The following is a 26,627-nucleotide window of genomic DNA, read 5'->3' as shown; positions in this document are numbered from 1 at the left end:
CATTTCTCCCCCCATCCCCTGATCCCCATGCGCCTGCATTTCCTCCTTCCCGTCGTGCTGTTCGCGGCGTTGCCTGCTCGTGCCGAGCTTCTTATCAGCGAGTACGTCGAAGGCAGTTCGAACAACAAAGCCATCGAAATCTACAACCCGGACGGCACCGAGGCCGATCTGTCGGTCTACAAGATCGAGCAGTACAACAATGGCGCCAGCACGCCCACCGCTTCGTTTTCGCTCTCGGGCAAGCTGGCGCCCGGGGCCGTTCACGTGATGGCCCACAGCACGCTGGCAAGCGCGCTCGGCACGCGCGTCAACCAGACCACGGCGTTCTCGTTCAACGGCGACGACGCGCTCACGCTGACACGCTCCGGCGTCGTTGTCGATCGCATCGGCCAAGTCGGCTATCAGCCGCCGTCCGGCTTTTGGGGCACAGCCAGCGCTGGTACGAAGGACCACACGCTGCGCCGCAAAGGCACGGTGAAGACGGGCGACACGAACATCACGGCGGCCTTCGATCCATCCGTCCAATGGGACGCGTTCAACATCGACGACTTTTCCGATCTTGGCCTGTACAACGGGCAGGGCACGGTCACGCCGCCATCGCCGGTCGTTGCCGTGTGCGGCGCGCCGGCAACACACCTTGCGGATGTGCAGGGCGCGGGCGCGACTTCGCCGCTGGCCGGTCAGAACGTCGAGATCGAAGCGGTCGTGACCGCCGACTACAGCGGCACCAACGGTTTCAACGGCTTCTTCGTGCAACAACCGGACGCACAGCGCCGCAGGTTGCCCGGCGTGTCGGAAGGGCTGTTCGTCTATGCGCCCGGCGTTAGCGCCCGCGCTGGCGACCTCGTCCACCTCGTCGGCCAGGTCGAGGAAAAGTACGGCCAAACGCAACTGACGCTGGCCACGAATGGCATCGCAAGCTGCGCCAGCGGCCACAGCGTGACGCCCGTCGATGTGACGTTGCCCGTGGCGGATGCCAAGGCGCTGTCGGCATATGAAGGGATGCTCGTGCGCCTGCCGCAAACGCTGACGGTGAGCGAAACGTACGAGCTGGGGCGCTATGGCAGCGTCCTGCTCAGCAACGGGCGCCTGCCGCTGCCCACAAACGTGGCGCCTCCCGGGAATGGGGCGGCAGCGCAGGCGGCGGCCAATGCGCTGAACCGCATCGTGCTCGACGACGGCTCCAATCAGCAGAATCCTGGCACCGTTCGCTATCCGGCGCCGGGCTTGTCGGCCGCGAACCCCGTGCGCGCCGGCTATACGGTGAGCGGCGTGCAGGGCGCGCTGGAAATGCGCTACAACGCCTGGCGCCTGCAGCCCGTGCCGGGCGCGGCTGCACCGGCTTTCAATGCCGCCCCGAACCCGCGTGCTGGCGCACCGGCTCGCCACGCCCAGGCCGATGTGCGCGTGGCGTCGTTCAACGTGCTGAACTACTTCAACGGTGACGGCAAAGGCGCCGGCTTCGATGATCCGGCTAATCGAGGGGCCAAGACACCGGCGGAGTTCGAACGCCAGGAGGCCAAGATCGTCGCCGCCATCCGCGCCATCGACGCTGACGTGGTCGGCCTGATGGAAATCGAGAACGACGGCTACGGCAGCCTCAGCGCCATCCGCCGGCTGACGAGCCAGCTTGGTGCCGACTGGCGCTACGTCGATCCGGGCGTGCCGAAGCTCGGCAGCGATGCGATCACGGTGGCGATCCTCTACAACAGCCGCACCGTGGAACCGGTTGGCGTGCCGGCCACCCTGGCCATCGACGACAAGAACCGCCAGCCGCTGGCGCGCAGCTTCCGGCGCATCGGCGGCACGCAGAACTTCACGGTGGTCGTCAATCATCTGAAGTCGAAGGGCTGCTCCGGCGCGACCGGCAAAGATGCCGACCAGCGCGATGGCCAAAGCTGCTGGAACCCCACCCGCGTCCGCGCTGCAGGCTTGATCGCCGATTGGTTGGCGACCTCGCCGACTGGCGTGGCGGATGTCGGCAAGCTCCTGATCGGCGACCTCAATAGCTATGCCAAGGAGGACCCCATCCTGGTGTTCGCCGACAAGGGCTACGCCGACATGGTGGCGAAGTTTGTCGGCAAAGATGCGTACAGCTACGTCTATGGCGGCGAAGCCGGGTATATCGACCATGCGCTGGCCACGGCGGGCCTTGCCGAGCGTGTGCGCGCCGTGCACGAATGGCACATCAACGCCGATGAGCCGATTGCGCTGGAATATTCGTTCGCCTACAAGAGCGCCGAGCAGCAGCAGACGTTCTACGCGCCGGACGCGTACCGCTCGTCGGACCACGATCCGGTGCTGGTCGACCTCGCGCTCACTACGCAAGCCGCAGGTGGCGGCACGAATCCGGAAGGCGATGCGGCGGCGGGCGGTGCCCCAGGCAGCGCAGGGGAGGGAGGTGCCGGTGCGGTGGACCCGATCGTCGGGCTCGCGCTGGCCGCCGCTGCAGTAGCCCTGGCGCGGCGTCGCGCGTGTCGGTCTTGAGCGTCCGCGCTCTTCCTCGGGCGACGAGCGACAGCACCGTCCCGGTCGAATCGCATCCGTGCGTTCGCTGACCCTTCTACACGGCCTGAGGGCAGTTTCCGGCCATCTGGCTCGGGACTGAATTAAGCTTGTGGAATGGCAGCTCGGCAACGTCGCAAACGCGACGCGCTGATGCAATCGATTCCGATATGGCGACTGGGGATGCTGTGAATAATGTAGCGGCGATGGTGCGCGCGCTGATCCTGGGCGGTTGGCTTGGCTTGACGTCCGCGGGCAGCCACGCGGTAGCGACCTCGCTATTCACGCCGGAAGAACATGCGTGGATTGCGGCGCATCCGGTGGTGCGTACCTGTGTCAACGCGCACTGGCGTCCGTTCGAGTTTGTCGAAGGCGGCAAGGTGGTTGGCATCGTTCCGTCGTTTCTCGAGGCGGTTGCGGAGTTGAGCGGGTTGCGCTTCGAATATGTCGACGGCGCGTGCTGGAAAGGCTCCGTCGCAGCGTTGAAATCGGGCAGCATCGACATGTTGCCGGACTGGGGCAAGAACTACGACGCGGCACCCCAACGAGACGGGTTCACTGCAAGTACGCCGTACTACGTCGGCACAATCGCAATCGTCACGGCCGAGCGGGAAAACCTGTTTGCCGGCTTCCCGCAACTGGCCGGGAAGCGGGTTGCAATCAAAGGCGGTGGCGGGCTCGAACTTGCCATTCGCCACAGCGATGTACCCGTTACGTTGCTGACGTTTCAGGATGAGTCCGATGCGCTGGAGGCCGTCGCAAACGAAGAGGCGGACGCCGCCCTCGGGACCGACGCGTCTCTCCTTCCGCAATTGAATCGCCAGTTCAAGGGCCGGCTTTTTCTCTCAGGCAGCATCTGGGATCGTCCGTATGCGCTGACGATGGTCACGCGCGAGGACAACACCGTGCTCGCGTCGATTCTCGACAAGTCGCTCACCGCCATTCCGGCCTCAGAGGCCGATGCCATCCGGCACCGATGGCAGGAAACCACCGACTACGGCGCACCGTCGCTTTCGTCGATCCTCCATTACCGATGGTGGCAGGTTGCGCTGGTTGGTGGTGTTGTGCTGGCCTTCGCGATCCTGGCGTACGTGCTGTGGCGCGCGCGCGTTGCGGCCGTACGTAGTGAGCGCGACAAGGCGATGTTCCTCGCCTTCATCAGCCACGAAATCCGCACGCCGATGCACACCATCCTTGCGTCGCTGGAGCTGCTCCAGCGCTCGCAGCTGACCGGCGAACAGGCGAGCCGCGCGAATGCAGCGGTCTCGGCATCGGAAACACTCCTCGCGCTGCTCGACGATGTTCTCGAATACTCGCGCCTCGAATCGCGCAGCGTGACGCTCGCGCTGCAGCGAACCGAGATCGGGCCATGGGCCGAGCAGACGCTCGACATGGTGCGTTGGCGCTCGGAGGAGAAGAAGCTGGCGTTGTTCCTCGATCTAGCGTGCGCGCCAGATTTCAGCGTGGAAATCGACCCCATGCGCGTGCGGCAGATCGTTCTGAACCTGTTGGTGAATGCGATCAAGTTCACCGAGGCCGGCAAGGTGGTTCTGCGCGTCGACTACCTGCCCGGAAAGCGCCGGGGGACTGGCACGCTTGTGCTTGAAATCCGGGACACCGGCATGGGCATCCCCCCGGACCGCCAACGGCATATCTTCGAGCCCTACGCGCGAGTGGAAAGCCCAGGCAACCGCGGTGCCAGCGGCAGCGGGCTGGGCCTGTCGATCTGCCGCGAGTTGGTCGACCTGATGAAAGGCGTGATCACGGTCAGCAGCAGGCCCGAGATCGGCACGGTGTTCACCGTCATGTTGCCGGTGCGCGAACCTGGCGCGGAGTCGGTATCACAGCAGGCCCCCGTGGATTCGTCGCTTGGCGCGCAAGCGGCATCGCCGGCTCCGCCCATCAAACCGCTGTTGTCGGGATCGAACGATGGACCGCTAGTCCTGATCGTCGATGATCACGAGGCCGTGCAACACGCGATCCAGCATCAACTTGATGCGCTGGCTTGCCGATCAACCGTCGCAGGCACCGGCGAGGCGGCGCTCGAACAATTCGCGTCGACAGCGTTTGACATGGTGCTGCTCGACTGCAACTTGCCGGGCATCGACGGCTATACCGTCGCGCAGCGCATGCGCGAGATCGAACACCGGCGCGGGAGCGAACGCACGCCCATTGTGGCGATCTCCGCCGCGGCTGACGATGCTCATCGCACACGGTGCTTCGACAGCGGCATGGACGGCGTTCTGAGCAAGCCGCTGCGCCTTGCCGCATTACGGGAACTGCTCGAACTCTGGTGCGGCCATGGCGATTCGACTTCCAACGCAGAGCCTGCAGAAGATCATCTGCAGCCTGCGAGGGACGTGCATGCAATCTATCGGCAGACGATGAAGGCCGATCTCGAGATGCTCACCCAGGGCGTCGCAGATCGGAATATCGAGCAGGCACGTCGAGCGGCGCATCGAATTGTCGGTGCAGCTGCTGTTGTGGACGACCTGCGAACGCGCCAAGTGGCAAGCGAATTGGAGCGGCACCTTTCGCAGCCCTCCGGGGGCATCACGGCAGACGCTCATACGCTTCTGGCGGAACTCCAATCGTTGCACCCGACGGACGGCGCCACTACCTGAATTTGCCTACGGAGCGAACGTCGCTCCGATTCCGCATCCCCCCACATATGCCGTGTACGCCTTGCCTGAGGCGGCACGGAGCCTTGTGCTGCACCGATTCCCGGGTTCTGCAGCATGCGTAGCGAGCCGCCTCTTTCGTGACGAGAAAGTCTCCGCGCCCCCAGTGCCTAAAGCGTCGGCATACGAGCAGAACGCAAGAATCCCTCCGCTTTTTCAGAACAGTCTGATATGGCGCAGCCGCCACGCTTGGAATACTTGCGCCTGCCTTCTTCGATAGGCATTTGTTCTCGACCAAATCCAGCACGTTCGTGCCGCGGATTCAATCTAAGGGTAAGTCAATGAAAGCAAAACTGTTCCTGGCTGGCGTCGCCATGTCTACGCTGTCGGCCGCCGCAATGGCCCAAACGACGCCCACGTCGGTGGATGGCGTCATCAATTTCCAAGGCACGATCCTGAGCGACACCTGCAAGGTGTCTTCGCTGACGGGCGATGCAGGCACGATCAACGTGGACATGGGCACCATCGCTGCCGATGACATCGGTACGGTCGCAGCGCCCAAGCGTCTGACCAGCGGCGCTGGCGCTGCAAACATTGACGTGGTCTGCAAGACCGGCGCCAAGGTCAGCATGAAGTTCGCCGGCAAGGCGGCTGACCTGAGCGCAGACAAGAAGACGCTGCGCGTGAACAACGGCAACACTGCTGCCGGCTTCGCGCAAGGCGTCGGCATTGCTGTGTACGAAGGTACCGGCGCTGGCGCAAACGCGTTCGACCTCAGCGCCGGCGACCTGCTGGCACAGACCACGGTGCCCGCAACCGGTGGTGCCGTCAATGTGCGTTTCGCCGCAGCCTACGTGGCTGCAGACCCGACCAAGATCAAGCCGGGTATCGCGAACGCCAGCTTGCCGTTCACGCTCACTTACGAGTAAGCGTAAGACAAGCGCCAGCCACGCGGCTGGCTTCAATCGGCAGCGGTCATTACCCCGCTGCCGCCTATTTCTTCACAGGCAATTCCGGATATGAAAGCAAAACGATGCGCCGCTGGCGCGGCGTTGGCGTGCGCGTTGGCTGCGTCCGCGAGTCACGCCAACATTTCCCTCAGCACCACGCGGTTGATCTTTGACGGCAAGAACAAGGAAACCTCCGTGGTTGTCAACAACGACGGTGGCGATGCATTGATCCAAGCGTGGCTTGACCCGCTTGATGAAGGCGCGCACGGTCAACTGCCGTTTGCCATTACCCCGCCGCTGGCGAAGCTGGCAGCAAAGCAGCAGCAATTGCTGCGCGTGCTGTACGAAGGCGTGGGTATGCCGACAGATCGTGAGTCGGCCTTCTGGTTGAACGTACAAGAGGTTCCGCAGACAGCTCCCAACGACAACGTATTGCAACTGGCTGTCCGCCAGCGCATCAAGGTGTTCTATCGGCCGGCTGGTTTGACCGCAGACCCCCAGAAGGCTCCGGCCAGCCTGCAATGGCAGCTCAACCAGGATGGTGGCAAGGCGATGCTGCGTTTGAGCAACCCGAGTCTCTACCACGTGACCGTGGTGGACGCAAAGGTACACAGCGGCAGTGCAGAAGAACCAGTCATCGACGCGAAGATGGTTGCCCCCGGCGCCACGGTGGCATTGCCCGTGAAGTTGCCGGCCAACACCGCCGTACCTGAGCTGCGCTACGACGTCATCAATGACTACGGCGGCCGCCAAAGCTACCGCGTCACCTTGCACGGCAGTCAGCCGAGCACGCCGGTTTCTACCGGCAACTGATCGAGCCGGCCGCCCGCCGGTTCGATGGCGCAGCCCGCCTGGGCTGGATTAGCCCGCGCCAACCGTAGCGGAGCTTGCCTATGTGACAGCCCCCCCCGATTCACAAAGCCAGAAGCGAGCATTGCGATGTCTAGATGCCGGACTCCCAAAGCGTTCTCCAGAAAGACCCACGGAAAAGCGATCGCTGCACGCCCGAGCGCGACGCCGCTGTATCTGGCAGTGTGTCTGGCGATGATGAACAGCGCACGCGCCGCCGAAGGGGAGACGCTCGTTGCGCAGGCAGATCCAATGCTCCTTGCGTACAACACGAGCTTTTTGCACGGCCAAGGACGTCCGGCGGACCTGAGCGCCGTGCTCAGTTCTGGCAGCAGCGTTCCGCCCGGCACCTATCGGGTCGAGGTGGAGGTCAACGGCAATCTGGTTGGCCGCCGCGACATCGATTTCTACCAAGACAGCGACAAAGCCAAGCTGCGGCCGTGCCTGACCGCCAAGATGCTGCAGGATTTCGGCGTCAACCTCAGCGCCATCACACCGCCGCTGGACATCAACAGCCACGCGTGCCTTGATCTGCCGCACCTGTTGGACCAGGCTTCGGTTGATTTCGATGCTGCCCGCCTGCAGCTCAATCTCAGCATTCCGCAGGCATTTCTTTCCCGCGCGGCACGCGGCTATGTTGACCCTGCGCTGTGGGATGAAGGCGTTACCGCTGGCTACGTCAACTACCAGTTCAGCGGCAACTACGGTCACGGCCGCGTCGGCACCGACAGCAGCAGTTATTTCATCGGCCTGCAGAACGGCGTGAATATTGGCCGTTGGCGGTTGCGAAACGAGTCCACGGTCAGCGGCAGCAACAGCGGCCAGACCCGCTTCAAGAGCAACCGCACGCTCGTGCAGCGCGATGTCGATGCCATCAAGGGCCAGCTCACGCTTGGCGAGCAGTATTCCGATTCCACACTGTTTGACAGTGTGCGATTTCGCGGTGTGCAAGTCGGCTCGGATGATGCCATGCTGCCCGACAGCGAACGCGGCTACGCGCCGGTCGTGCGCGGGCTGGCAGCCACCAACGCGGTGGTCGAGGTGCGCCAGAGTGGCTATGTGCTCTATCGGGCCAATGTTCCGCCTGGCCCGTTCCAACTGACCGACATTTTCCCGTCCGGCTCCAACGGCGATCTCGAGATCACCGTCATCGAAGCCGACGGCACCAAGCGCGTCACGCATCAGGCGTTCTCAAGCCTGCCGCTGATGCTGCGAAAAGGGCGGCTCAAGTACAACTTCGCGGCAGGCAAGTACGATGGCAATCAAGGGCCGTCGCCCAATCTGGTGAGTGGCTCGCTCGTCTACGGCCTGACCGACAACAGCACGGTGGCTGGTGGTCTGCAGATCTCGAAGGACTTCCAGGCGGTGAACGTGGGCGTCGGTACCAACACGCCCATCGGCGCGCTCTCCGTTGATCTGACCCAATCCAGCAGTCGCGCGCGCGGCAAACGGGATACCGGGCAGAGTGTGCGGATTCTGTACGCCAAGACGTTCACGAGCACCAACACCAACTTCACGCTGGCTGCCTATCGCTATTCGACGTCCGGTTACCGCACCTTCAATGACCACGTCAACGACCTGAGCAACAACCAAAGCGATGGCTGGCTCAACGGCATGGGTTTCCAGTCCGGCCGGAGCCGCTCGCGCATCGACCTGACAACCAGCCAGGACCTTGGCGGCACAGACCGCCGATACGGCAGCGTCTACCTGAACGTCAGCCAGCAGACGTTCTGGAATCAGCCGGGCTCGAGCCGCAGCTTCAGTGTCGGCTACGGCAGCAACTGGAAACAGCTGAGCTATAACCTCAGCCTGAGCCAGACCAAGGACACGCGATTCAGTGGAAGCGGCAACAGCACACAGATCATGCTGACAATGTCGATTCCGCTGGGTGGCAAGCTGCGGTCAGGGCGTGCCTATACCAACATCAGCAACAGCAACAACGGCGGCACCAATGTTCAAAGCGGCCTGAGCGGCTTCGTCAACGAGAACACGTCGTATGCCATGCAAGCGGGCTACACCGGCAGCGGACGTGGTGCCACGGGCGGGGCAAGCATCACGCGCGACACCGATGTGGGCCAGCTCAACGCCAACGTGAACGTTGCGCGCGATTACCAATCGGCCAGCGTTGGCGCCACAGGTTCGGTGGTGGTGCATCGTGGTGGCGTCAACTTGAGCCGCGCTGTGGGCGATACCTTCGCGCTGATGAGGGTGGAAGGGCTCAAGGGCGTGGACGTAAAGACCGATGCTGGCACCTCGGTGGGCCGCAATGGTTACGCCGTGGTCACGTACGCGCAGCCGTATCGATTGAATGCGCTCAGCCCCGACACCCATAACCTGGGGGCGGACGTGGAACTCGAAGACACCGTCAAGCAGGTGGTGCCGCGGCGCGGCGCAATTGTGCAGGCCACGTTCAAGGGTTACAGCGGCCAGCGCGCCCAGTTTGCGCTTCAACAGGCCAATGGCACGCCGGTGCCGTTCGGGGCCAGTGTGGAGGACGCACAAACAGGCAGGCACTTAGGCATAGCAGACCCGAACGGCAACGCATTTGTGCTCCTCAATCAGGACCAGGGCACTTTGACGGTGAAGTGGAAAGACAACCAGTGTCAGGCGCCTTATGCCCTGCGCCAGGCTGAGCCTGGCCGCAACTATCAGCGGCAGACGCTGCGCTGCCGATAAGCGTTGGCAAGGCCAGCGTCTCGCCTGGCTTTCGTCATCAGTCGCCGTGTTCTGGGGTGGGCAAAAAGCGCACCGCTAAAACGCGTCGCACTTTTCCTGCCACGACGCGGCGATTCTGCATAAGTGCGGTATCAGCGCATTTGCACGGTACGCAAATCAGGCATGGGCGCCGCTCAGAGGAAAGACGTGTAAAGAGCGGACCTGCTTTCATCATTTGGAAAAAATGCCGGTAGATCGCAGGCAAAACTGGAGCGAAATATATGAAAGAAACATACGTAAACCCCATACCCACACGCCTACTCGGTGGGCTGCGATTCATGGCGATGCTTTCTTTTGGGCTCTTTACCACGGCATCAGCATACGGCGCGGTATGTTCATTTGATCCCAACAATTGGACAGCAACGATGACATATACGATACCGGCGAACTTGAACGTGCCGCGCGATGCTGCGAATGGTACGGTGATCTGGAAATCCGAGCCGAAAGGACTGCTAGGCATGCACAGTTGGTCATGCACGGCAGCCTTTAAATACGGGATGACCAATTCGGTTGGGGTCTCGGCTAGTTCTACCGCGAAAAATACGCTTCCCATCGGAGACACTGGTCTGGCATGGAGTTGGGGGTATAACGACATCCTTTATGGTCCTGAGTTGCCCGCTGGGAAAGGGTATTACTTTAACGACGTAAAAGTGGCCCTCAGCTTGATAAAGATCGGGCCAGTCAAGGCGGGTGCAAGTGTTCCGGTAGGAATTCTTGGTCATTTGAACGCGAATAATGAAATCAATATCTTCACGATCAAGACTAGCAACAAGTCCTCCGTCGCAACGCTTTCCTGCAAGACACCCGATGTCATCGTCAAGATGGGCGACCAGAACTATGTGGGAAGCTTCAAGGGTGTTGGCACATCACTGGCACCCGTGAACTTCTCAATCGCCTTGAAGGAGTGCCCCGAGGGCATCAACAAGGTGTCATATCAACTGAATCCCAACACGCCCATCGTTGATGCGACGCGTTCGGTCGTCGCTCTCGATGCGGAATCGACCGCCAAGGGTGTGGGCTTGCAGTTGCTCGATAGCCTAGGCAATCCGGTGGCGCTGAAAACTAAGCTCCAATACAGCGACTACGACAAGCTGGGCGGTAACTTCAACATTCCGTTGAAGGCGGCTTATCACCAAACTGGCTCTGAGATTGTGCCCGGTACGGCCAATAGCTCGGTCACGTTTGTGATGAGCTATGACTGACGCGGCGTGAGGCGGCTCGACCGGCTCGTCTGCCATGCATGTCTTGCAGTGAGTCGATGCGTCTAGGTTGATCCCTCGGGGGCAGGTTCCCGCGGGCGCATATGCTGAGAAGAAAAAAAACCCCAACCGAGAACGGTTGGGGTTTCGTATTTGGTGGAGCCGGCGGGAATCGAACCCGCGTCCGCAAGCCCTCCACAGAGAGTTCTACATACTTAGTTCTGTCATTTGATTTAACCGCCGCATCGCGGACGAACACGCTCTACGACGGCGATTCACTAAGTTTTCGTCTCTAGGCCCGTGACTCACCTAGAGCTTATCTGACGTAGATGACCTCGCTAGTCTTTCGACCCTAGCCCGTCAGCGAGCCAGTGCGAGGACGGCGGCCCTTAGGCTGCCAGTGCGTAACGTTCGTCGTTAGCAGTTATTGCATTCCCATTGATTAACGAGGTGACGGGTCCTCGGTATGCCCTCCACTGCTTTGCAACCCACGTCGAAACCAGGTCGGCCCCAGTAAGGAAAGGTGAATTATCCCATAGATGGGCTACTTCAGCGAGAAATCAACCCGTGTCGTTTTGCCCTTGTCCTTGATGCCGTCCGCGTTGAGCTTGGGCGCCACGACAAAGAGACGTCCAGGATCCACACGTTCGGCCAGCGCCACATGCACGGCGTTGGCACGTCGCTGGGCGAGTTCCCGCAAGTCCGCATCCGTCACTTGTACGTTGGTTTCCATCAGCTTGCGCATCTCGTCAGGGGGCAACGATTTGGCAAGCCCGATCACGTTGCGCGGTTTCGGGAACTTGGCGGCTTTGTAGGCGCGTTCAAGGTACTTGGCCTCCTCTTCCAGCTTGACGCTGGTGTCTGCCTCGGCAGCGTCGCCGGCGTCCTTGAGCTTTTGTTCGCGAATCTGGCGGTTCACGGCCTCCCGGCGCAGGCCGTCGCGGTCGAATTCCGGATCGACACGGCCGACGATGTCGACCTTCAGCGCAGGCCGGTCCTTGAGCGCCGTGGCGAGCTTGTCCAGCTTCGCCACCGATGCCTGGCTGATGTTCGAAGTGCCCGGATCGAACTCGATGTAGCCGAGTTCTTCGCCGCCGCTGCCACCAAACGCGCTGGCCAGTAACGAGAACGGCGCCGTCACGGCGCGCGCGATGAGGTTGACGAATGCACGCAGGATGACGCCGCCGATGCTGAACTGCGGGTCATCCAGCGAGCCGGACACCGGCACGCGCACATCGATCTCGCCGCGCGAATTCTTCAGCAGCGCCACTGCCAGCCGCACCGGCAGATTGGTCGCGTCCTTGCTTTCTACGCGGTCGCCGAAGGTGAGCTGGTCGATGAAGATGTGGTTGTCGGCGGTCAGCTTGCCCTGGTCCAACAGGTAGTGCAGATCCATCGTCAGCTTGCCCTTGGTGATCGGGTAGCCGGCGTACTTGGCGGAGTAGGGCGTGAGGTTGGTCAGTTCCACGCCGTCGGCCTTGGCCGTCAGGTCGACGAAGGCCGTAGGCGCGAGCGGATTGACCTTGCCGTGGATGTCTACAGGCGCTGTGCTGTCGACACTGCCGCGCAGCGTCACGTCGGCGGGTGTCTGGTTGGCGGCCGTGCTGATGGTGCCGATCGAGCCGCCGATGGCGGTCAGGTTGGCGGTGTAGTTTGGTTTGACGAAGTTGTCGGTAAAGCGAATGTTGCCGTCCTGCAGCGTGATGGCGTCAACGCGCAGGTCGGCGCCGCCGGCTTTGGGCGTGGGACCGGTGGCTGTGACGGTGACCGCCGATGCAGGAGCCGCAGTCGGGGCCGAAGCCACCACGGGCGCCGCTGCCGGAGCGGACGCTGCGGCGCCTGATGCCGATGCAGGTTCGCTCTGGGTCAGCGAGCGCCGCTCCTCGGTCGGCTGCACGCGGATGTCCTGCAGATTCAGACGCCCATTCGGATTGATGATGATCCGCGCGTAGAACGTCGACAGCGCGACCGCGCCCACCCGCACACGCGGCGTGGTGCCGTCGTAGTTGGCCTGGATACGATTGAGCGCGAGCGAGCGCCAGCGCAGGAAGTCGTCCGAACTCACGCGGTCTTGCAACCGCACGTTGCCCAGCGTCGCGTTGCCCTGGTAGTTGACCGTCAGCGCCTTGCCTTGGTTGAGTACGAGGCGTCCGTCCATCGAGAGCAGCGCGCTCGTAATCGCAGCATTCAGCGATTTGTCGAGATACGGGTCGAAACCCGCCAACGACAGGTTTTGCGAGTTCACGCGCAGGTCGGCCTTCAGCGGCTGCGGCACCACCTCGCCGCGCACATCGAGCTTGCCCTTCGTGCCCAGCCCCGCACCGATCTGCACGTTGACGGGTTTGCCGAGATCGGTGGAAGCGTTCTGTACGACCACGTTCAGCGGCTCGACACGGACCTTGACCGGACGCGAGTTCGATTGGTCTTCAAAGCCGACAGCGCTGTTGTCCAGCTTCAAGGTCTGTACGGTCACTGCCCACGGCTTTTCAGCGGGGGCATTCGACTTTGCGCTGGACTTGGCGGGCGTTGCCGACTTGCCGGCCGCTGGCTGCGGCCCATCGAGCAGCGTCAACGTGGTCGTACCGTCCTTCTTGCGCAGTGCGTCAATCTGCAGGCCGTCGGCGCGCACCTCGTTCAATGCGAGGGTGCGAGCGCTCAGGTCGAAGCTCTTTACATCCGCGCGCAGCAGCTTGGCACGCAGCGCGGTGTCCTTGCCCGAGGCCGGCGCCAGCGACAGATCGGCCAGGCTGGCGGTCAGCGGCTCGGCACGTACGTTGAATTTGTCCGGCCCGAAGTCGAGCGCCACCTTGCCGTCGGCCGACAGCGCGCCGTTCTGCAATTGCGGCGCACCGGCCTGGCGCAGATACGGGCCGATGCCAGCCAGCTTCACGCCTTCCAGCTTCAGCTCCAGCTCGCCGGTGTTCTTCTCCAGCGACGTGTTGCCTTTGACGTTCAGCGTGCCGCCCTGCGCCAGCTTGGCACCCACATCGAGCGTGGTCGGGCCGCCCAGGGTGCGCACGCCAATGTCGCCGCGAAGGTCTTCCAGCGTCAGGTCGGCAGCCGGCTGCGTGGTTGCGTCATGCCAATGGACGGTGCTGTCGGCCAGTTGCAGCTTGCTGATCACCACATCCAACGGTTTCGGCTTGGCGGTTGGTGCGGGCTCGGGTTTGGCGGGCTTCGCCTCGGCATGCGAGGGCTTGCCGCCGAGTTGCGCGAAATTGATGGCGCCATCGGCACCCCGCGTGGCGTCGACGCGCACGCCATCAAGCGTCAGCGCATCGAGGTGGAATACGTTGTCGAGCGGCCGCACGTCGGCAAGTGTTGCGCGCACCTGTTTGGCGGCCAACAGCGGCGCTTTCCTTGCGTCGACCACTTGCAGGTTGTCTAGGCCGGCAGTGCCATGCACGCGCAGCGCCGGCGCGCCGCTTTTCGGTTTCTGGAAGTCGATCGTCAGGTCGGTCGTCAGCTTGCCCTGCGGCACCGCCACCGGCAGCGGGCCCGGCACGTAGCCTAGGTAGCGGGGCAGATCCAGACCGTCGATCTTGATGTTGAGGTTCGATTCGAGCGACTCGGCAAACGGCTTTGTCTTGCCCGCGAAATGCAGCGGCGCACCGTCGATGCGGGCGGCCAGCAGCGGCTGCACGAAGATGTCCACGTCAGCGGGCAGGCTCGCCAGGAAAGGCACGCCGATCTGCAATCCGTCCAACTTGTGCTGCGCACCAAGCGGCTGGTCGGCAAAATCGATCGTGCCGTTCGTCAACTGCAGGTTGGCGAAGGCGAAGCGCGCCGGTTCGTCCGACTTGGGTTTGGGCAGGTTGTCCGGCTGCGTCAGCTTGTCGACGATGTCGGAGAAGTTGAAGCGCTGCTCGGCGGTGCGCACGATACGCACGTGCGGCGCATCGATGCTGAGTTCTTCGATGACGGGCGCGCGGCGGAAGATCGAACTCCACGACGCGTTCACATGCAGATGGCCCACGTCGACGAACGGGGTTTTGCCGTCGCGCTCGGCAATGTGGAGCTGGTCGACATCAAGCCGCAGCGTGTATGGATTGATGCCGATCTTGCCGACCGAAACCGGTCGGTCCAGCAGCTTGCTGAGCTGTGTCTGCGCCAGGTGGCGCAGCAGCGGCGGCCCACCGAATGCGCCCAGCAACCCGAACACCACCAGAAAGATCAGCACGCCGATCCCGATGCGCTTCGTGCGACGCGATGTGCCAACCTGTGCCGCGCGTTGCCAGCCGGCCGTACTGCGCACGCGATCAAGCCGCGCGCGCCAGCTGTGGGTATTCGATTGCAGGTCAGGACGCGAATCGGGGGAGGTGCTCATGCTGGTGTCGGTCCGGCCACGGCGTGGCCTACTTCGTCAGTCGGTCAACCGCCACGTCCCTGTGGGAGGCAGCGGTCCTGAAAGGTGCGGCGCCCAGGCATTTACCTGGGCATCGGGATCAAGCGCGTTGCGATTCCAGCAGCAGCGGAATCAGTTCAGCTGCGCTGGCGATCAGCGCATCGGCGCGCCATTCCACTGGCGACGGCCCATTACCACAATAGCCGTAACTGGCCGCAATGGTAGGCATGCCGGCAGCGCGGCCGGCTTCAATGTCACGCAGGTCATCGCCTACGTAGACGATCTGCCGTGCGTCGACGCCGATGGATTCGGCTGCATGCAGCAGCGGGGCGGGGTGGGGTTTTGCGTGCGGGGTGGTGTCGCCCGCAACGACACAGGCCGGCGGCACCGGAAGCGGCAACTGTGCAACCAGCGGCACCGTCAGGCGGCCCGACTTGTTGGTGACGATGCCCCAAGGAATGCCCGCGCGGCCGAGTTCGACCAGCACGTCGGCCATGCCAGGAAACAGTTGCGTACGCACGCAGATTTCCGCCTCGTAGTTGGCGAGAAACGCCAGGCGTAGCGATTCGAATTCAGCATCCCCCGGTCCAACGCCGAAGGCCACGCCGATGAGCCCTCGGGCGCCATGCGAGGCAACGGGGCGCAGCGCTTCATAGTCCACCGGCTCGAGGCCCCGGTCGGTGCGCACCTTGTTGGCCGCGGCGGCCAGATCAGGGGCCGTGTCCGCAAGCGTGCCATCCAGATCGAACAGCACCGCACCCAGCGGATCGGGAAACCGGCTCATCGTCATGCTTGGGCCGGACGGCGTGTCGCCATCAGGTAGTTGACGCTGGTGTCACGCGTGAGGGCGTAGCGGCCGCTGATCGGGTTGTATTCCAGCCCGCGCATCTCCTGCGCCTGGAGTCCGGCGCCACGGACGAACGCGCTCAGCTCTGAGGGGCGGATGAACTTGGCGTAATCATGCGTGCCGCGCGGCAGCATGTTGAGCACGTATTCCGCGCCAATGACGGCCAGCAGATACGCCTTGGCGTTTCGATGGATGGTCGAGAAAAACACGTATCCGCCCGGTTTTACCAGCGTCGCGCAAGCGCGCACAACAGAGGCCGGATCGGGCACATGTTCCAGCATCTCCATGCAAGTGACGACGTCGAAGCTCCCGGGCTCGCGAGCTGCCAATGCTTCTGCGGCGATCTCCTCGTAATCCACGGTGACGCCCGCCTCGAGGCTATGCAGGTCCGCGACACGCAATGCTTTGCGAGACAGATCGATGCCTTTGACGTTGGCCCCGGCACGCGCCATGCTCTCAGAGAGAATGCCACCGCCGCAGCCGACGTCGACGACGCGTTTGCCGGCCAGCGGCGCGATGGACTGAATCCAGTCAAGGCGCAGAGGGTTGATTTCGTGCAGAGGTTTGAACTCGCTGTTCGGGTCCCACCAGCGGTGAGCGAGTTCGCTGAATTTTTCGAGTTCGCCGGCATCGGCGTTCGCGTGTGTGGTCGTCATGTTGCGCTGCGCCAGGGCGTATCGGCTAGGTGAGGAAATGTACCAAAAACCGTGGCCCCGACCAAATCACAGCGTCCGCGAAAAGGTTTCACATTGAAACAGACGTGAACAAACGCGCATGCAATTCCTCAAACTGTCACCTTCGCTCAAAGGAGAGATCAATGAAATCCAAACAGATTCTGATGGGGCTGGGTGTTGCGGGCCTCACGGTACTCGCGGGCTGCGCGGCGCCGGGTTACGGCGGTGGCTACAACGGCGGGTATGGTCAGCAGCCTGCCTATGGTCAGCAACCCGCTTATGGTGGGCAGCCGCAGCAAACGGGCGCGCTTTATGGCCGCGTCGAATCGATCCAACCGATGCAGGCCCCCGCAAATAGCCCGGGCATTTTGGGCACCATCATCGGTGGCGTGGCCGGCGGCATTCTGGGCCACCAAGTGGGTGGCGGTACGGGCAACACCGTTGCAACCATTGGCGGGGCAGCATTGGGTGCCTATGCAGGCAATCAAGTTGAGCAGCGTGCCGGAGCCGGTGGTCAAACCGTCTACCGTATCACCGTGCGCCTCGATGATGGCCGCGTCGCGACCGTCACGCAGCGAAACCCGAACAACCTGCGCGTTGGCGATCGCGCCATGGTGGCTAACGACCAGGCGACACCTTCTTACCAATAAGACGAGCGTCATAAAAAGGGCCAGCGGATTGCCCCAAACAGAAAAAGCGATGGCGCCCCAAATGCGCCATCGCTTTTTTGTTTGCCAGTTTCCGGCGGCCCTCTGAAGGGACACCCGCCTGATGTATAGACGAAAAAAAGCCCAGCTTTCGCTGGGCTTTTTCCCGGTGTGAACCGAATTACTGAGCCTTGCGGGTGCCGACCACTTCGACGTCCACGCGGCGGTTCGGTTGCTGGCAGGCGATTTGTGCCTTGCGCGAACCCTTGCACGACTTCGGATCAACCTTCAGCTGGCGCTTGCCCTTGCCTTCCGTGTAGACACGGTTGGCTTCGATGCCCTTGCTGACCAGGTAGCCCTTGACGGCTTCAGCACGACGGACCGACAGGCGGTCGTTGTACTTGTCCGAGCCGAACGAGTCGGTGTGGCCAACGGCGATCACGACTTCCAGGTTGATGCCCTTCAGCTTCGAGACCAGGTCGTCCAGCTTGGCCTTGCCTTCCGGCTTCAGCACAGCCTTGTCGAAATCGAACAGGGTGTCAGCAGCGAACGTAACCTTCTCGCTCGACACAACCGGAGCAGCCGGAGCAGCCGGGGTAGCCGTCGGAGCAGCAGCCGGAGCCAGAGCGCCGTCGCACTGAGCGTTGGCGGTTGCCGGCGTCCAGAAGCCATTGCGCCAGCACAGTTCGTTCGTGCCGTTCTTCCAGACCCACTCGCTCGTGCCGTTACCCCAGTTGTCGTTGACGGCCTTCTTTTCGTAGGGCACCGACTGAGCGTAAGCGGACGCAGCCATGGCTACCGCAGCTGCAGCGAACGCGAGCTTGGCAAATTTTTTCATATTTCTCCTCTCAGGATGAGATCACCGCAGAAGACTGCGAGCAGATGGGACGAAAACAAGTCATACATTCTTCGGAGTATAACATTCTCGGTGTGGTGAAGGCTCCACTTCGAACAATGTCTGCCTCTTCGCTGGGGGATTGTGCCACAAGCACGCACTCCTAAAAAGCAAATATAAGCGATTCGAACGGGGCGCCATGGCCTTGTGGTGTGTACGCAACAAGGCAGGAAATGGCTCGCAAACCCTTATGGGGATTGGCTCGCCGGTTTTGGCGTCCGTCGCAGGGAACGTGCCCGGGGTTGACGATGCGTCGCTCGCGCGCTGGAGGGGCGGGGGCTTGCGGCATGGTAAAATGTTCTGTTATTCGCGCAACCGCAGCGTCCTGTAGTGCGCATCACTACGCTCACTAGGGACCTCCCACCGTTCGCCCAATGGATCAATTCGCCAAAGAGACACTCCCGGTATCGCTCGAAGAAGAAATGCGCAGCTCGTACCTCGCTTACGCTATGAGCGTGATCGTGGGCCGCGCGCTTCCAGATGTGCGGGATGGTCTCAAGCCGGTGCATCGCCGTGCCTTGTACTCGATGCACGAGCTGAACAACGACTGGAATCGCCCTTATAAGAAGTCTGCTCGTATCGTCGGGGATGTGATCGGTAAGTATCACCCCCACGGCGACACTGCTGTATACGACACCATCGTGCGGATGGCGCAGAACTTCTCGCTGCGCTACATGCTGGTCGACGGCCAAGGTAACTTCGGCTCCGTCGACGGGGACAACGCCGCGGCGATGCGTTACACCGAAATCCGCCTGTCGAAGATTGCCCACGAACTGCTGGCCGACCTCGACAAGGAGACGGTCAATTTCGAGCCGAACTACGACGGTTCCGAGACTGAACCGTCCGTTTTGCCGGCGCGCATTCCCAATTTGCTGATCAACGGTTCGTCCGGGATTGCGGTGGGGATGGCGACGAACATTCCGCCGCACAACCTGAACGAAGTCGTCGATGGCTGCTTGCACTTGCTGCGCAACCCGGAAGCGACGGTCGACGAGCTGATCGAACTGATCCCGGCGCCGGACTTCCCGACGCGGGCATCATCTACGGCATTTCGGGTGTCCGCGAGGGCTATCGCACCGGCCGCGGCCGCGTGGTGATGCGCGCCAAGACACACTTCGAAGATATCGACCGCGGTCAGCGTCAGGCGATCATCGTCGACGAGCTGCCGTATCAAGTTAACAAGCGCACGCTGCTCGAGCGTATCGCCGAGCTGGTCACCGAAAAGCGGATCGAAGGCATCTCGGACATTCGCGACGAGTCGGACAAGTCGGGCATGCGCGTCGTGATCGAACTCAAGCGCGGCGAGGTGCCGGAGGTTGTGCTCAACAACCTCTATAAGAATACGCAGCTGCAGGATACGTTCGGCATGAACATGGTCGCGCTGGTCGACGGCCAGCCGCGCCTGCTGAACCTGCGCCAGATGCTGGAGTGCTTCCTGCTGCACCGCCGCGAGGTGGTGACGCGTCGCACCGTATTTGATCTGCGCAAGGCGCGCGAGCGTGGCCACATCCTCGAAGGTCTGGCTGTGGCGCTCGCCAACATCGACGAGTTCATCGCCATCATCAAGGCTGCCCCGACCCCGCCGGTCGCAAAGGCCGAGTTGATGAGCCGCAGCTGGGATTCGGGCCTCGTGCGCGACATGCTCGTTCGCGCCGAGAGCGAAACTTCGGGCGGCGGCGCAGCGTATCGCCCGGAAGGTCTGCTGCCCGCGTTTGGTATGCAAGCCGACGGCCTCTACAAGCTGTCGGACACGCAAGCGCAAGAAATTCTGCAGATGCGCCTGCAACGCCTCACCGGGCTGGAGCAGGACAAAATCGTCCAGGAATACCGGGAAGTGATGGCGCAGATCGCCGATCTGCTGGACATTCTCGCGCGGCCCGAACGTATCACCGCCATCATCGTCGAGGAACTCACCGCGATCCGCGCTGAATTCGGCGACGAGCGTCGTTCGCAGATTGAGCACAATGCGACGGAGTTGGATACAGAAGACCTCATTACGCCGCAGGATCTTGTGGTGACGCTGTCCCACAGCGGCTATATGAAGAGTCAGCCGATTTCCGAGTACCGCGCGCAAAAGCGTGGCGGGCGCGGCAAGCAGGCGGCTGCGACGAAGGAAGACGACTGGATCGACACGCTGTTTGTCGCCAACACCCACGACTACATCCTCTGTTTCTCCAACCGCGGCCGTCTGTATTGGCTGAAGGTGTGGGAAGTGCCGCAGGGCAGCCGCAACTCGCGCGGCCGCCCCATCGTGAATATGTTCCCCCTGTCGCCGGGCGAGAAGATCAACGTGATCCTGCCGGTGAAGCAGTTCGACGAGCAGCACTTCGTGTTTATGGCGACCTCCAAGGGGACCGTCAAAAAGACTGCCCTGACGGAATTCTCGAACCCGCGCAAGGCCGGCATCATCGCGGTGGATCTGGACGAAGGCGATTTCCTGATTGGCGCGGACATTACCGATGGTCAGCACGACGTGATGCTGTTCTCGGACGCGGGCAAAGCGGTGCGCTTCGATGAGAACGACGTGCGCCCGATGGGCCGCCAGGCACGCGGTGTTCGTGGCATGAACCTGGAAGAGAACCAGCAAGTGATCGCCATGCTGGTCGCACCGGCAGAAACCGAAGGCGAAGGTGCCCAGTCGGTGGCCGGTAGTGTGCTGACCGCTACCGAAAATGGCTACGGCAAGCGCACGCCGATCTCCGAGTACACCCGACATGGTCGCGGTACGAAGGGCATGATCGCCATCCAGACCTCCGAGCGTAACGGCAAGGTGGTGGCCGCGGCGCTGGTGGCACCGGAAGACGAAATCATGCTGATCACGACGGGCGGCGTGCTGATCCGTACGCGTGTGGACGAGATCCGCGAAATGGGTCGCGCCACGCAGGGCGTCACGCTCATCTCGGTGGGTGAGGGCAACAAGCTGTCCGGGCTGCAACGTGTGATGGAGTCCGATGCTGAAGGCGCGGATGTTGTTGAAGGCGCCGATGCGGCGGATGCCGCCCCAGGTGCCGATGCACAGTCGGATGACAGCAGCGAGACATAATTAGAAACATCTTTTGCTTGCCGTTAGGCGCAGTTCTGTCATGATGCCGGACCTGTGCGCGGCAGGGGCCTGGAACTTTTGCGTCACACGCCCGGCCTAAACGCAACGCTTATCTCAAGGGAGCAACAATGCACAAGAGTCTCAAACTCAAACATCTGATCGTGGTGGCCGGTTTCGCTCCGCTGTTTGCATTCGCGCAGGCTGGCGACGCTGACAAGACGGCAGCCATCAAGGACCTGCTGACGACGATGAACGTCGACGCAGCCATCAAGGGTCAGGGTGAAGTGCTGGCCAACGGCGCAAAGCAGGAGGCCCCGCTGGTGCTGGAGCAGGCTCTGGTCGAGAACAAGACTCTGAACGACAAGCAGAAGCAAGCGGCTGTCGACAAGCTGAAGAAGAATGGCGCTGTGCAACGCATGACCGACGGCGCTGGCAAGGACTTCGACACGGAAGCCTTCCGCAAGGACGCGCTGCAAGCCCACTATGACTCGCTGGGCAAGTACTACTCGACCCAGGAAATCAAGGACCTGACCACGTTCCTGAAGACGCCGAGTGGCCAGAAGTTCATGGCTAACCAAGGCAAGGCCATGCAGGAAGTGTGGGGCAACGTGATGCAGAAGTACGGTCCGCAAGTCGGCAAGAAGATGCGCGACATGGCTGACAAGGAAGTTGCCGCTGCTGCGAAGTAATTGACCGGCATAGACAGACGATCGGGACACAATCCCCGTCGGGCTGTCAGTTGGTAGATAATGGCTGTTTGGGTTTGCGCCCAGACAGCCATTTTTCTTTTGCCCTTCGTCCTATGAACCAAGCGGATCGAGCCCTCCAAGCCAGCCAGGCGCGTGTGTACAACTTTTCGGCAGGGCCGGCAGTGCTGCCGCTCGAGGTGCTGGAGCAGGCGAAGGAGGAGATGGTCTCCTGGCACGGCAGCGGCATGAGCGTGATGGAAATGAGCCATCGCGGCCGGGAATTCGAAAGCATTCTGGCGGCAGCGTTCAGCGATTTGCGGCAGCTGCTGGCGGTGCCGGACAATTACGAAATCCTCTTCCTGCAAGGGGGCGCCATTGCCGAGAACGCTATCGTGCCGCTGAACCTGATGCGCCGGCTTTCGGCCCAGGCACCGAAGGCGGATTACGTCGTCACCGGCACGTGGTCGATCAAGTCGCAGCAGGAGGCGCGCAAGTACGGCGAGGTGAACATCGCTGCCACGAGCGAGGCCGAGCGCTTCCACAAGATCCCGGATGTATCGACCTGGAAGCTGTCGTCGGATGCGGCCTACGTGCACCTGTGCACGAACGAAACCATTGTTGGCGTTGAATATCAGGAGACGCCCGATGTCGGCCAGGCGCACGGGCGTGTGGTGGTGTCCGACGTGTCGAGCCACATCCTCTCGCGGCCGATCGACTGGAACGGCTATCAAGTGCTGTACGGCGGCGCGCAGAAAAACATCGGCCCGGCCGGATTGACCATCGCTATCGTCCGCAAGGACCTTCTGGGCCACGCGCATCCGCTGTGCCCGTCGGCATTCAACTGGCGTCTCGTGGCCGAAAACGGCTCCATGTACAACACGCCGCCCACTTACGCCATCTACATCGCCGGGCTCGTGTTCCAGTGGATCAAGCGTCAGGGCGGGGTCGAGGCGCTGGAGACGCGCAACATCATCAAGTCGAAGATGCTCTACGACTTTATCGACGCCAGCAGCTTCTACCGCAACGAAATCCATCCGACGTGCCGGTCGCGCATGAACGTGCCGTTCTTCCTCAACGACGAATCCCGCAACGAGGCCTTCCTCACGCAGGCGCGCGAGCGCGGGTTGGTGCAGCTCAAGGGCCACAAGTCCGTGGGCGGCATGCGGGCGAGCATCTACAACGCGATGCCGCTGGAAGGAGTCGAGGCGCTGGTCGACTTCATGCGTGACTTTGAAAGAGTGTCCGCGTAACGCTGATCCTCGATCACGGCAGAACATTGCGCGAAGCGCTGGCTTCGCGCGGCAATTTGCAATCCATTGCCGAACCCGATTCCTACAATGACCAGTCAGTCAGACGATACGAAGCAAAACAAGGACGCCGCATTGGCGGCGGAGCTTGCGCCGTTGCGCACGCAGATCGACGCCATCGACAACCAGCTGCTTGCCCTGCTTTCCGACCGCGCCAAGGTGGCGCAGGAAGTGGGCGAAGTGAAGAAGCGCTATTCGTCGCCGGCGTTTCGGCCGGACCGCGAACTGCAGGTCATTCGCAAGATGCAGTCGGGCAATCAAGGGCCTCTGCACGACGAGAGCATCGCCGCCATCTGGCGTGAGGTGATGTCGGCGTGCCGCGGCCTGGAACAGGCGCTGCGCATCGGTTACCTCGGCCCCGCAGGCACGTTTTCGGAGCAGGCGGTGATCGCGCATTTCGGCCACGAAATCCAGCCGATGCCGTGCCCGAGCATCGACGAGGTGTTTCGTGCGGCGGAGTCCGGCACGGTCGATTGCGGCGTGGTGCCGGTCGAAAATTCGACGGAAGGCGTGGTGTCGCGCACGCTCGATCTGTTCTTGCAGACGTCGCTGAAGATCAGCGGCGAAATTGCGCTGCGGGTGCATCACAACCTGCTGCACAAGACGGGCGACATGTCGCAGGTGAAGGTGGTGCGTGCGCATGCGCAGGCGCTGGCGCAGTGTCAACGGTGGTTGAACACGAACTATCCGAACCTGCCGCGCGAGGCCGTGTCGAGCAACGCCGAGGCTGCGCGCATGGCTGGCGAGGACGAAACGGTGGCCGCGCTGGCAAGCGTGCAGGCGGCCAACCGCTACGGGCTGCACGTGGTGCGTGCCAATGTGGAAGACGATCCGCACAACCGCACGCGCTTTGTCGTGATTGGCAATTACGAGACGGAGCCGAGCGGGCGTGATCAGACGTCGTTGATTTTGTCGGTGCCGAACGAGGCCGGTGCCGTCTACAAGTTGTTGGCGCCGTTGGCAGAGAACGGCGTGTCGATGTGCCGCTTCGAGTCGCGCCCGGCGCGCAGCGGCGCGTGGGAGTACTACTTCTACGTCGACGTGGAAGGCCATCAGCGCGACCCGCAAGTAGCGCGCGCGCTGGAAAAGCTGCGTCATGACGCGGCGTATTTCAAAGTGTTGGGGTCCTATCCCTCGGCACATTGAGGGATTCAAGGCGCTCTGCACGGGCAGAGCGTCGATAACGGAGGAGCACCCCATGTCTTTGCAGTTCGGCCCCGAGTATGTCCGCGCCATCGCCCCTTATGTGGCCGGCAAGCCGATTTCCGAGGTGGCACGCGAGTTCGGCCTGGATGCCGCGCGCATCGTCAAGCTCGCGTCCAACGAAAACCCGCTGGGCATGCCGCAGTCAGCCAAGAACGCGATGGCTGCGGCCATTGACGAACTGGCACGCTATCCGGATGCCAACGGTTTCAGCCTGAAAGCTGCGCTGCATGCCAAGTTTGGCGTGCCGGAAACGTGGATCACGCTCGGCAACGGCAGCAATGACATCCTTGAGCTGGCCGCTCGCGCGCTGGTGTCGCCGGGGCAGGCTGTGATTTACGCGCAGCATTCGTTTGCCGTGTATGCGCTGGCGGCCCAGGAAGTGGGCGCGCGCGCCATCGAGGTGCCGGCCCGCGATTACGGCCACGATCTCGACGCGATGGCCGCTGCGATCACGCCAGACACGCGCCTGATCTACATCGCCAATCCGAACAACCCGACCGGCACCTTCCTGCCGGCCGATGCGATTGCCGCGTTCCTGGCCAAGGTGCCGCCGACGGTCGTCGTCGTGCTAGACGAGGCGTACAACGAATTCCTGAACCCGGAGCAGCAGTACGACTCCGTTGCGTGGGTCCGCCAATACCCGAACCTGCTGGTGTCGCGCACGTTCTCCAAGGCGTACGGGCTGGCCGGCTTGCGTGTGGGCTACGGCATTGCGCAACCGCAGTTGACCGATCTGCTCAACCGGATTCGCCAGCCGTTCAACGTCAACAGCCTGGCGCAAGCAGCGGCGGTGGCGGCGCTCAACGACGCGGAATTCCTGCGCCAATCGGCCGAACTGAACGCTGCCGGTTACGTGCAGCTGACGGACGCGTTCGATCGTCTCGGCCTGCAGTACGTGCCGTCATCAGGCAATTTTGTCCTGGTGCGCGTGGGCGAAGACGCGGGGGCCGGTACGCGCGTGAACGTGGCATTGCTCAAGCAAGGCGTGATCGTGCGTCCGGTCGGCAACTACGGCCTGCCGCAATGGCTTCGCATCAGCATCGGCTTGCCGGAAGAGAACGCCACGTTCATCACCGCACTGGAGGCAGCGCTGGCGCAGGAACAAGCCGCCGCGTAACTTCCGCTGCGACCGCCGCAGCGCCCCGTATCAGGCATCGAGCGCCGCGCACATCGGGCTACAATGCCGCTTTGCTTTTTTCTAGCAGGGCGGTGTTGTGGCCTCTTCTTTTTCCAGTTCCCGGTTGGTGATTGTCGGCGTCGGCCTGATTGGCGGTTCGCTGGCGCTCGGGTTGCGTCGAGCCGGTGTGGTCGGGCGTGTCGTCGGCGTCGGGCGGTCCGCTGCGTCGCTTGAGACGGCGATCCGCCTGGGGGTGATCGACGAAGCCCTGCCGATGGAAGAGGCCGTGCGCGGCGCCGACATGGTGGTGTTGTGCGCGCCTGTCGCCCAGACGCTGCCGTTGCTGCTTGCGATACAACCGCATCTGGGCCCGGACACCATCGTCACGGATGCTGGCAGCACCAAGTCCGACGTCATCATGGCCGCCAAGACCGCGCTGGGCGACCAAGTCAGCCAGTTCGTGCCGGCCCATCCGATCGCCGGTCGTGAACTGAACGGCGTGGAGGCCGCGTTGGCCGATCTCTATGTCGGCAAAAAGACCGTGCTGTGCCCCCTGCAGGAGAACCGCCGCAGCGATGTCGCCCGTGTGCAGGCGATGTGGGAAGCGGCGGGTGCCTACTGCCACATCATGTCGGCCGTGCAGCACGACGCCGTGTTCGCTGCTGTCAGCCACTTGCCGCACGTGCTGTCGTACGCCCTGGTTGCGCAGATCATCAATGCCGAAGACGGTGCGCTCAAGCTCGATTTCGCAGGCGGCGGCTTCCGTGATTTCACGCGTATCGCCGCATCGTCGCCCGAAATGTGGCGTGACATCTGCCTATCGAATCGCGAAGCGCTATTGCGCGAACTCACCACCTACGAGGCGGTGATCGGCCGTATGAAAGCCATGATTGCGGAGTGCGACGGCGCAGCGCTTGAGCGCGTGTTCCGCCGGGCCAGCGAAGCGCGCCTAGCGTGGCCGCAACGGGTCGCACCCGGCAATGCCGCGGATGCGCAATCCGAATAACGTTTTGTTTTG

The 26,627-nt window shown here is 62.5% G+C and carries 16 protein-coding genes, 1 other RNA gene and 1 pseudogene; 13 read left to right on the top strand and 5 right to left on the bottom strand.

Going from position 1 to position 26,627, the window contains the following annotated elements:
* The first annotated feature begins 27 nt into the window (after positions 1–27).
* The 6 genes from FUT88_RS21325 (at position 28) to FUT88_RS21300 (ending at position 10,842) form a co-directional block, all read left to right on the top strand.
* Positions 28–2,487: an ExeM/NucH family extracellular endonuclease gene (locus tag FUT88_RS21325; protein WP_147218131.1), complete on the top strand. Its 2,460-nt coding sequence runs from the start codon at positions 28–30 to the stop codon at positions 2,485–2,487.
* Between the two features lie 188 nt (positions 2,488–2,675).
* Positions 2,676–5,129, top strand: coding sequence for an ATP-binding protein (locus FUT88_RS21320; protein WP_186829357.1), 2,454 nt, complete (start codon positions 2,676–2,678; stop codon positions 5,127–5,129).
* A 338-nt stretch (positions 5,130–5,467) separates the two neighbouring features.
* A complete protein-coding gene (locus FUT88_RS21315) occupies positions 5,468–6,055 on the top strand; it encodes a fimbrial protein (RefSeq protein ID WP_147218124.1) in 588 nt (195 codons plus the stop codon).
* Between the two features lie 90 nt (positions 6,056–6,145).
* The gene (locus FUT88_RS21310; protein WP_147218121.1) at positions 6,146–6,889 is read left to right on the top strand and encodes a molecular chaperone; all 744 of its coding nucleotides are present in this window, start codon (positions 6,146–6,148) and stop codon (positions 6,887–6,889) included.
* Between the two features lie 234 nt (positions 6,890–7,123).
* The gene (locus FUT88_RS21305) at positions 7,124–9,601 is read left to right on the top strand and encodes a fimbria/pilus outer membrane usher protein (RefSeq protein ID WP_261797242.1); all 2,478 of its coding nucleotides are present in this window, start codon (positions 7,124–7,126) and stop codon (positions 9,599–9,601) included.
* Between the two features lie 260 nt (positions 9,602–9,861).
* Positions 9,862–10,842, top strand: a complete 981-nt coding sequence (locus FUT88_RS21300) for a fimbrial protein (RefSeq protein ID WP_261797241.1) — start codon at positions 9,862–9,864, stop codon at positions 10,840–10,842.
* A gap of 151 nt (positions 10,843–10,993) precedes the next feature.
* Here FUT88_RS21300 and ssrA read toward each other — a convergent pair.
* From ssrA to ubiG, 4 genes are all read right to left on the bottom strand, one after another.
* Positions 10,994–11,351, bottom strand: a transfer-messenger RNA (tmRNA) gene (ssrA, locus tag FUT88_RS21295).
* 32 nt (positions 11,352–11,383) lie between these two features.
* The gene (locus tag FUT88_RS21290; RefSeq protein WP_147218116.1) at positions 11,384–15,166 is read right to left on the bottom strand and encodes a DUF748 domain-containing protein; all 3,783 of its coding nucleotides are present in this window, start codon (positions 15,164–15,166) and stop codon (positions 11,384–11,386) included.
* A 118-nt stretch (positions 15,167–15,284) separates the two neighbouring features.
* Positions 15,285–15,974 carry an HAD-IA family hydrolase gene (locus FUT88_RS21285; protein WP_147218114.1) on the bottom strand — a complete coding sequence of 230 codons (690 nt, stop codon included), beginning with the start codon at positions 15,972–15,974 and terminating at the stop codon, positions 15,285–15,287.
* Entirely contained in the window at positions 15,971–16,687 is a 717-nt protein-coding gene (gene ubiG / locus FUT88_RS21280; protein WP_147218111.1) for a bifunctional 2-polyprenyl-6-hydroxyphenol methylase/3-demethylubiquinol 3-O-methyltransferase UbiG, read from the bottom strand. Before ubiG ends, FUT88_RS21285 begins: the two co-directional genes overlap by 4 nt.
* 161 nt (positions 16,688–16,848) lie before the next feature.
* Here ubiG and FUT88_RS21275 point away from each other — a divergent pair, with 161 nt between their 5' ends.
* Entirely contained in the window at positions 16,849–17,355 is a 507-nt protein-coding gene (locus FUT88_RS21275) for a glycine zipper 2TM domain-containing protein (RefSeq protein ID WP_147218109.1), read from the top strand.
* A 178-nt stretch (positions 17,356–17,533) separates the two neighbouring features.
* On the opposite strand, the gene ompA is transcribed toward FUT88_RS21275, so the two are convergent.
* The gene (gene ompA / locus FUT88_RS21270; protein ID WP_147218106.1) at positions 17,534–18,190 is read right to left on the bottom strand and encodes an outer membrane protein OmpA; all 657 of its coding nucleotides are present in this window, start codon (positions 18,188–18,190) and stop codon (positions 17,534–17,536) included.
* Positions 18,191–18,621: 431 nt separating this feature from the next.
* On the opposite strand from ompA, the pseudogene gyrA reads away from it, so the two are divergent.
* The 6 genes and pseudogenes from gyrA (at position 18,622) to FUT88_RS21240 (ending at position 26,615) form a co-directional block, all read left to right on the top strand.
* A pseudogene (gene gyrA, locus FUT88_RS21265) lies at positions 18,622–21,290 on the top strand (DNA gyrase subunit A).
* 128 nt (positions 21,291–21,418) lie between these two features.
* Entirely contained in the window at positions 21,419–21,979 is a 561-nt protein-coding gene (locus FUT88_RS21260; protein WP_012761551.1) for a DUF2059 domain-containing protein, read from the top strand.
* Between the two features lie 113 nt (positions 21,980–22,092).
* Positions 22,093–23,229 carry a 3-phosphoserine/phosphohydroxythreonine transaminase gene (serC, locus tag FUT88_RS21255; protein WP_147218103.1) on the top strand — a complete coding sequence of 379 codons (1,137 nt, stop codon included), beginning with the start codon at positions 22,093–22,095 and terminating at the stop codon, positions 23,227–23,229.
* Positions 23,230–23,316: 87 nt separating this feature from the next.
* Entirely contained in the window at positions 23,317–24,432 is a 1,116-nt protein-coding gene (gene pheA, locus FUT88_RS21250) for a prephenate dehydratase (protein ID WP_147218099.1), read from the top strand.
* A 52-nt stretch (positions 24,433–24,484) separates the two neighbouring features.
* A complete protein-coding gene (hisC, locus tag FUT88_RS21245) occupies positions 24,485–25,609 on the top strand; it encodes a histidinol-phosphate transaminase (protein WP_147218096.1) in 1,125 nt (374 codons plus the stop codon).
* 97 nt (positions 25,610–25,706) lie between these two features.
* On the top strand, positions 25,707–26,615 hold the full coding sequence (locus tag FUT88_RS21240; protein WP_147218094.1) for a prephenate dehydrogenase: 909 nt from the start codon (positions 25,707–25,709) through the stop codon (positions 26,613–26,615).
* The last annotated feature ends 12 nt before the right edge of the window (positions 26,616–26,627 follow it).

It is taken from the genome of Ralstonia sp. TCR112 (assembly GCF_007997035.1).
GTDB lineage: Bacteria > Pseudomonadota > Gammaproteobacteria > Burkholderiales > Burkholderiaceae > Ralstonia > Ralstonia edaphi.
This window is presented reverse-complemented; position numbering and strand designations above follow the sequence as displayed.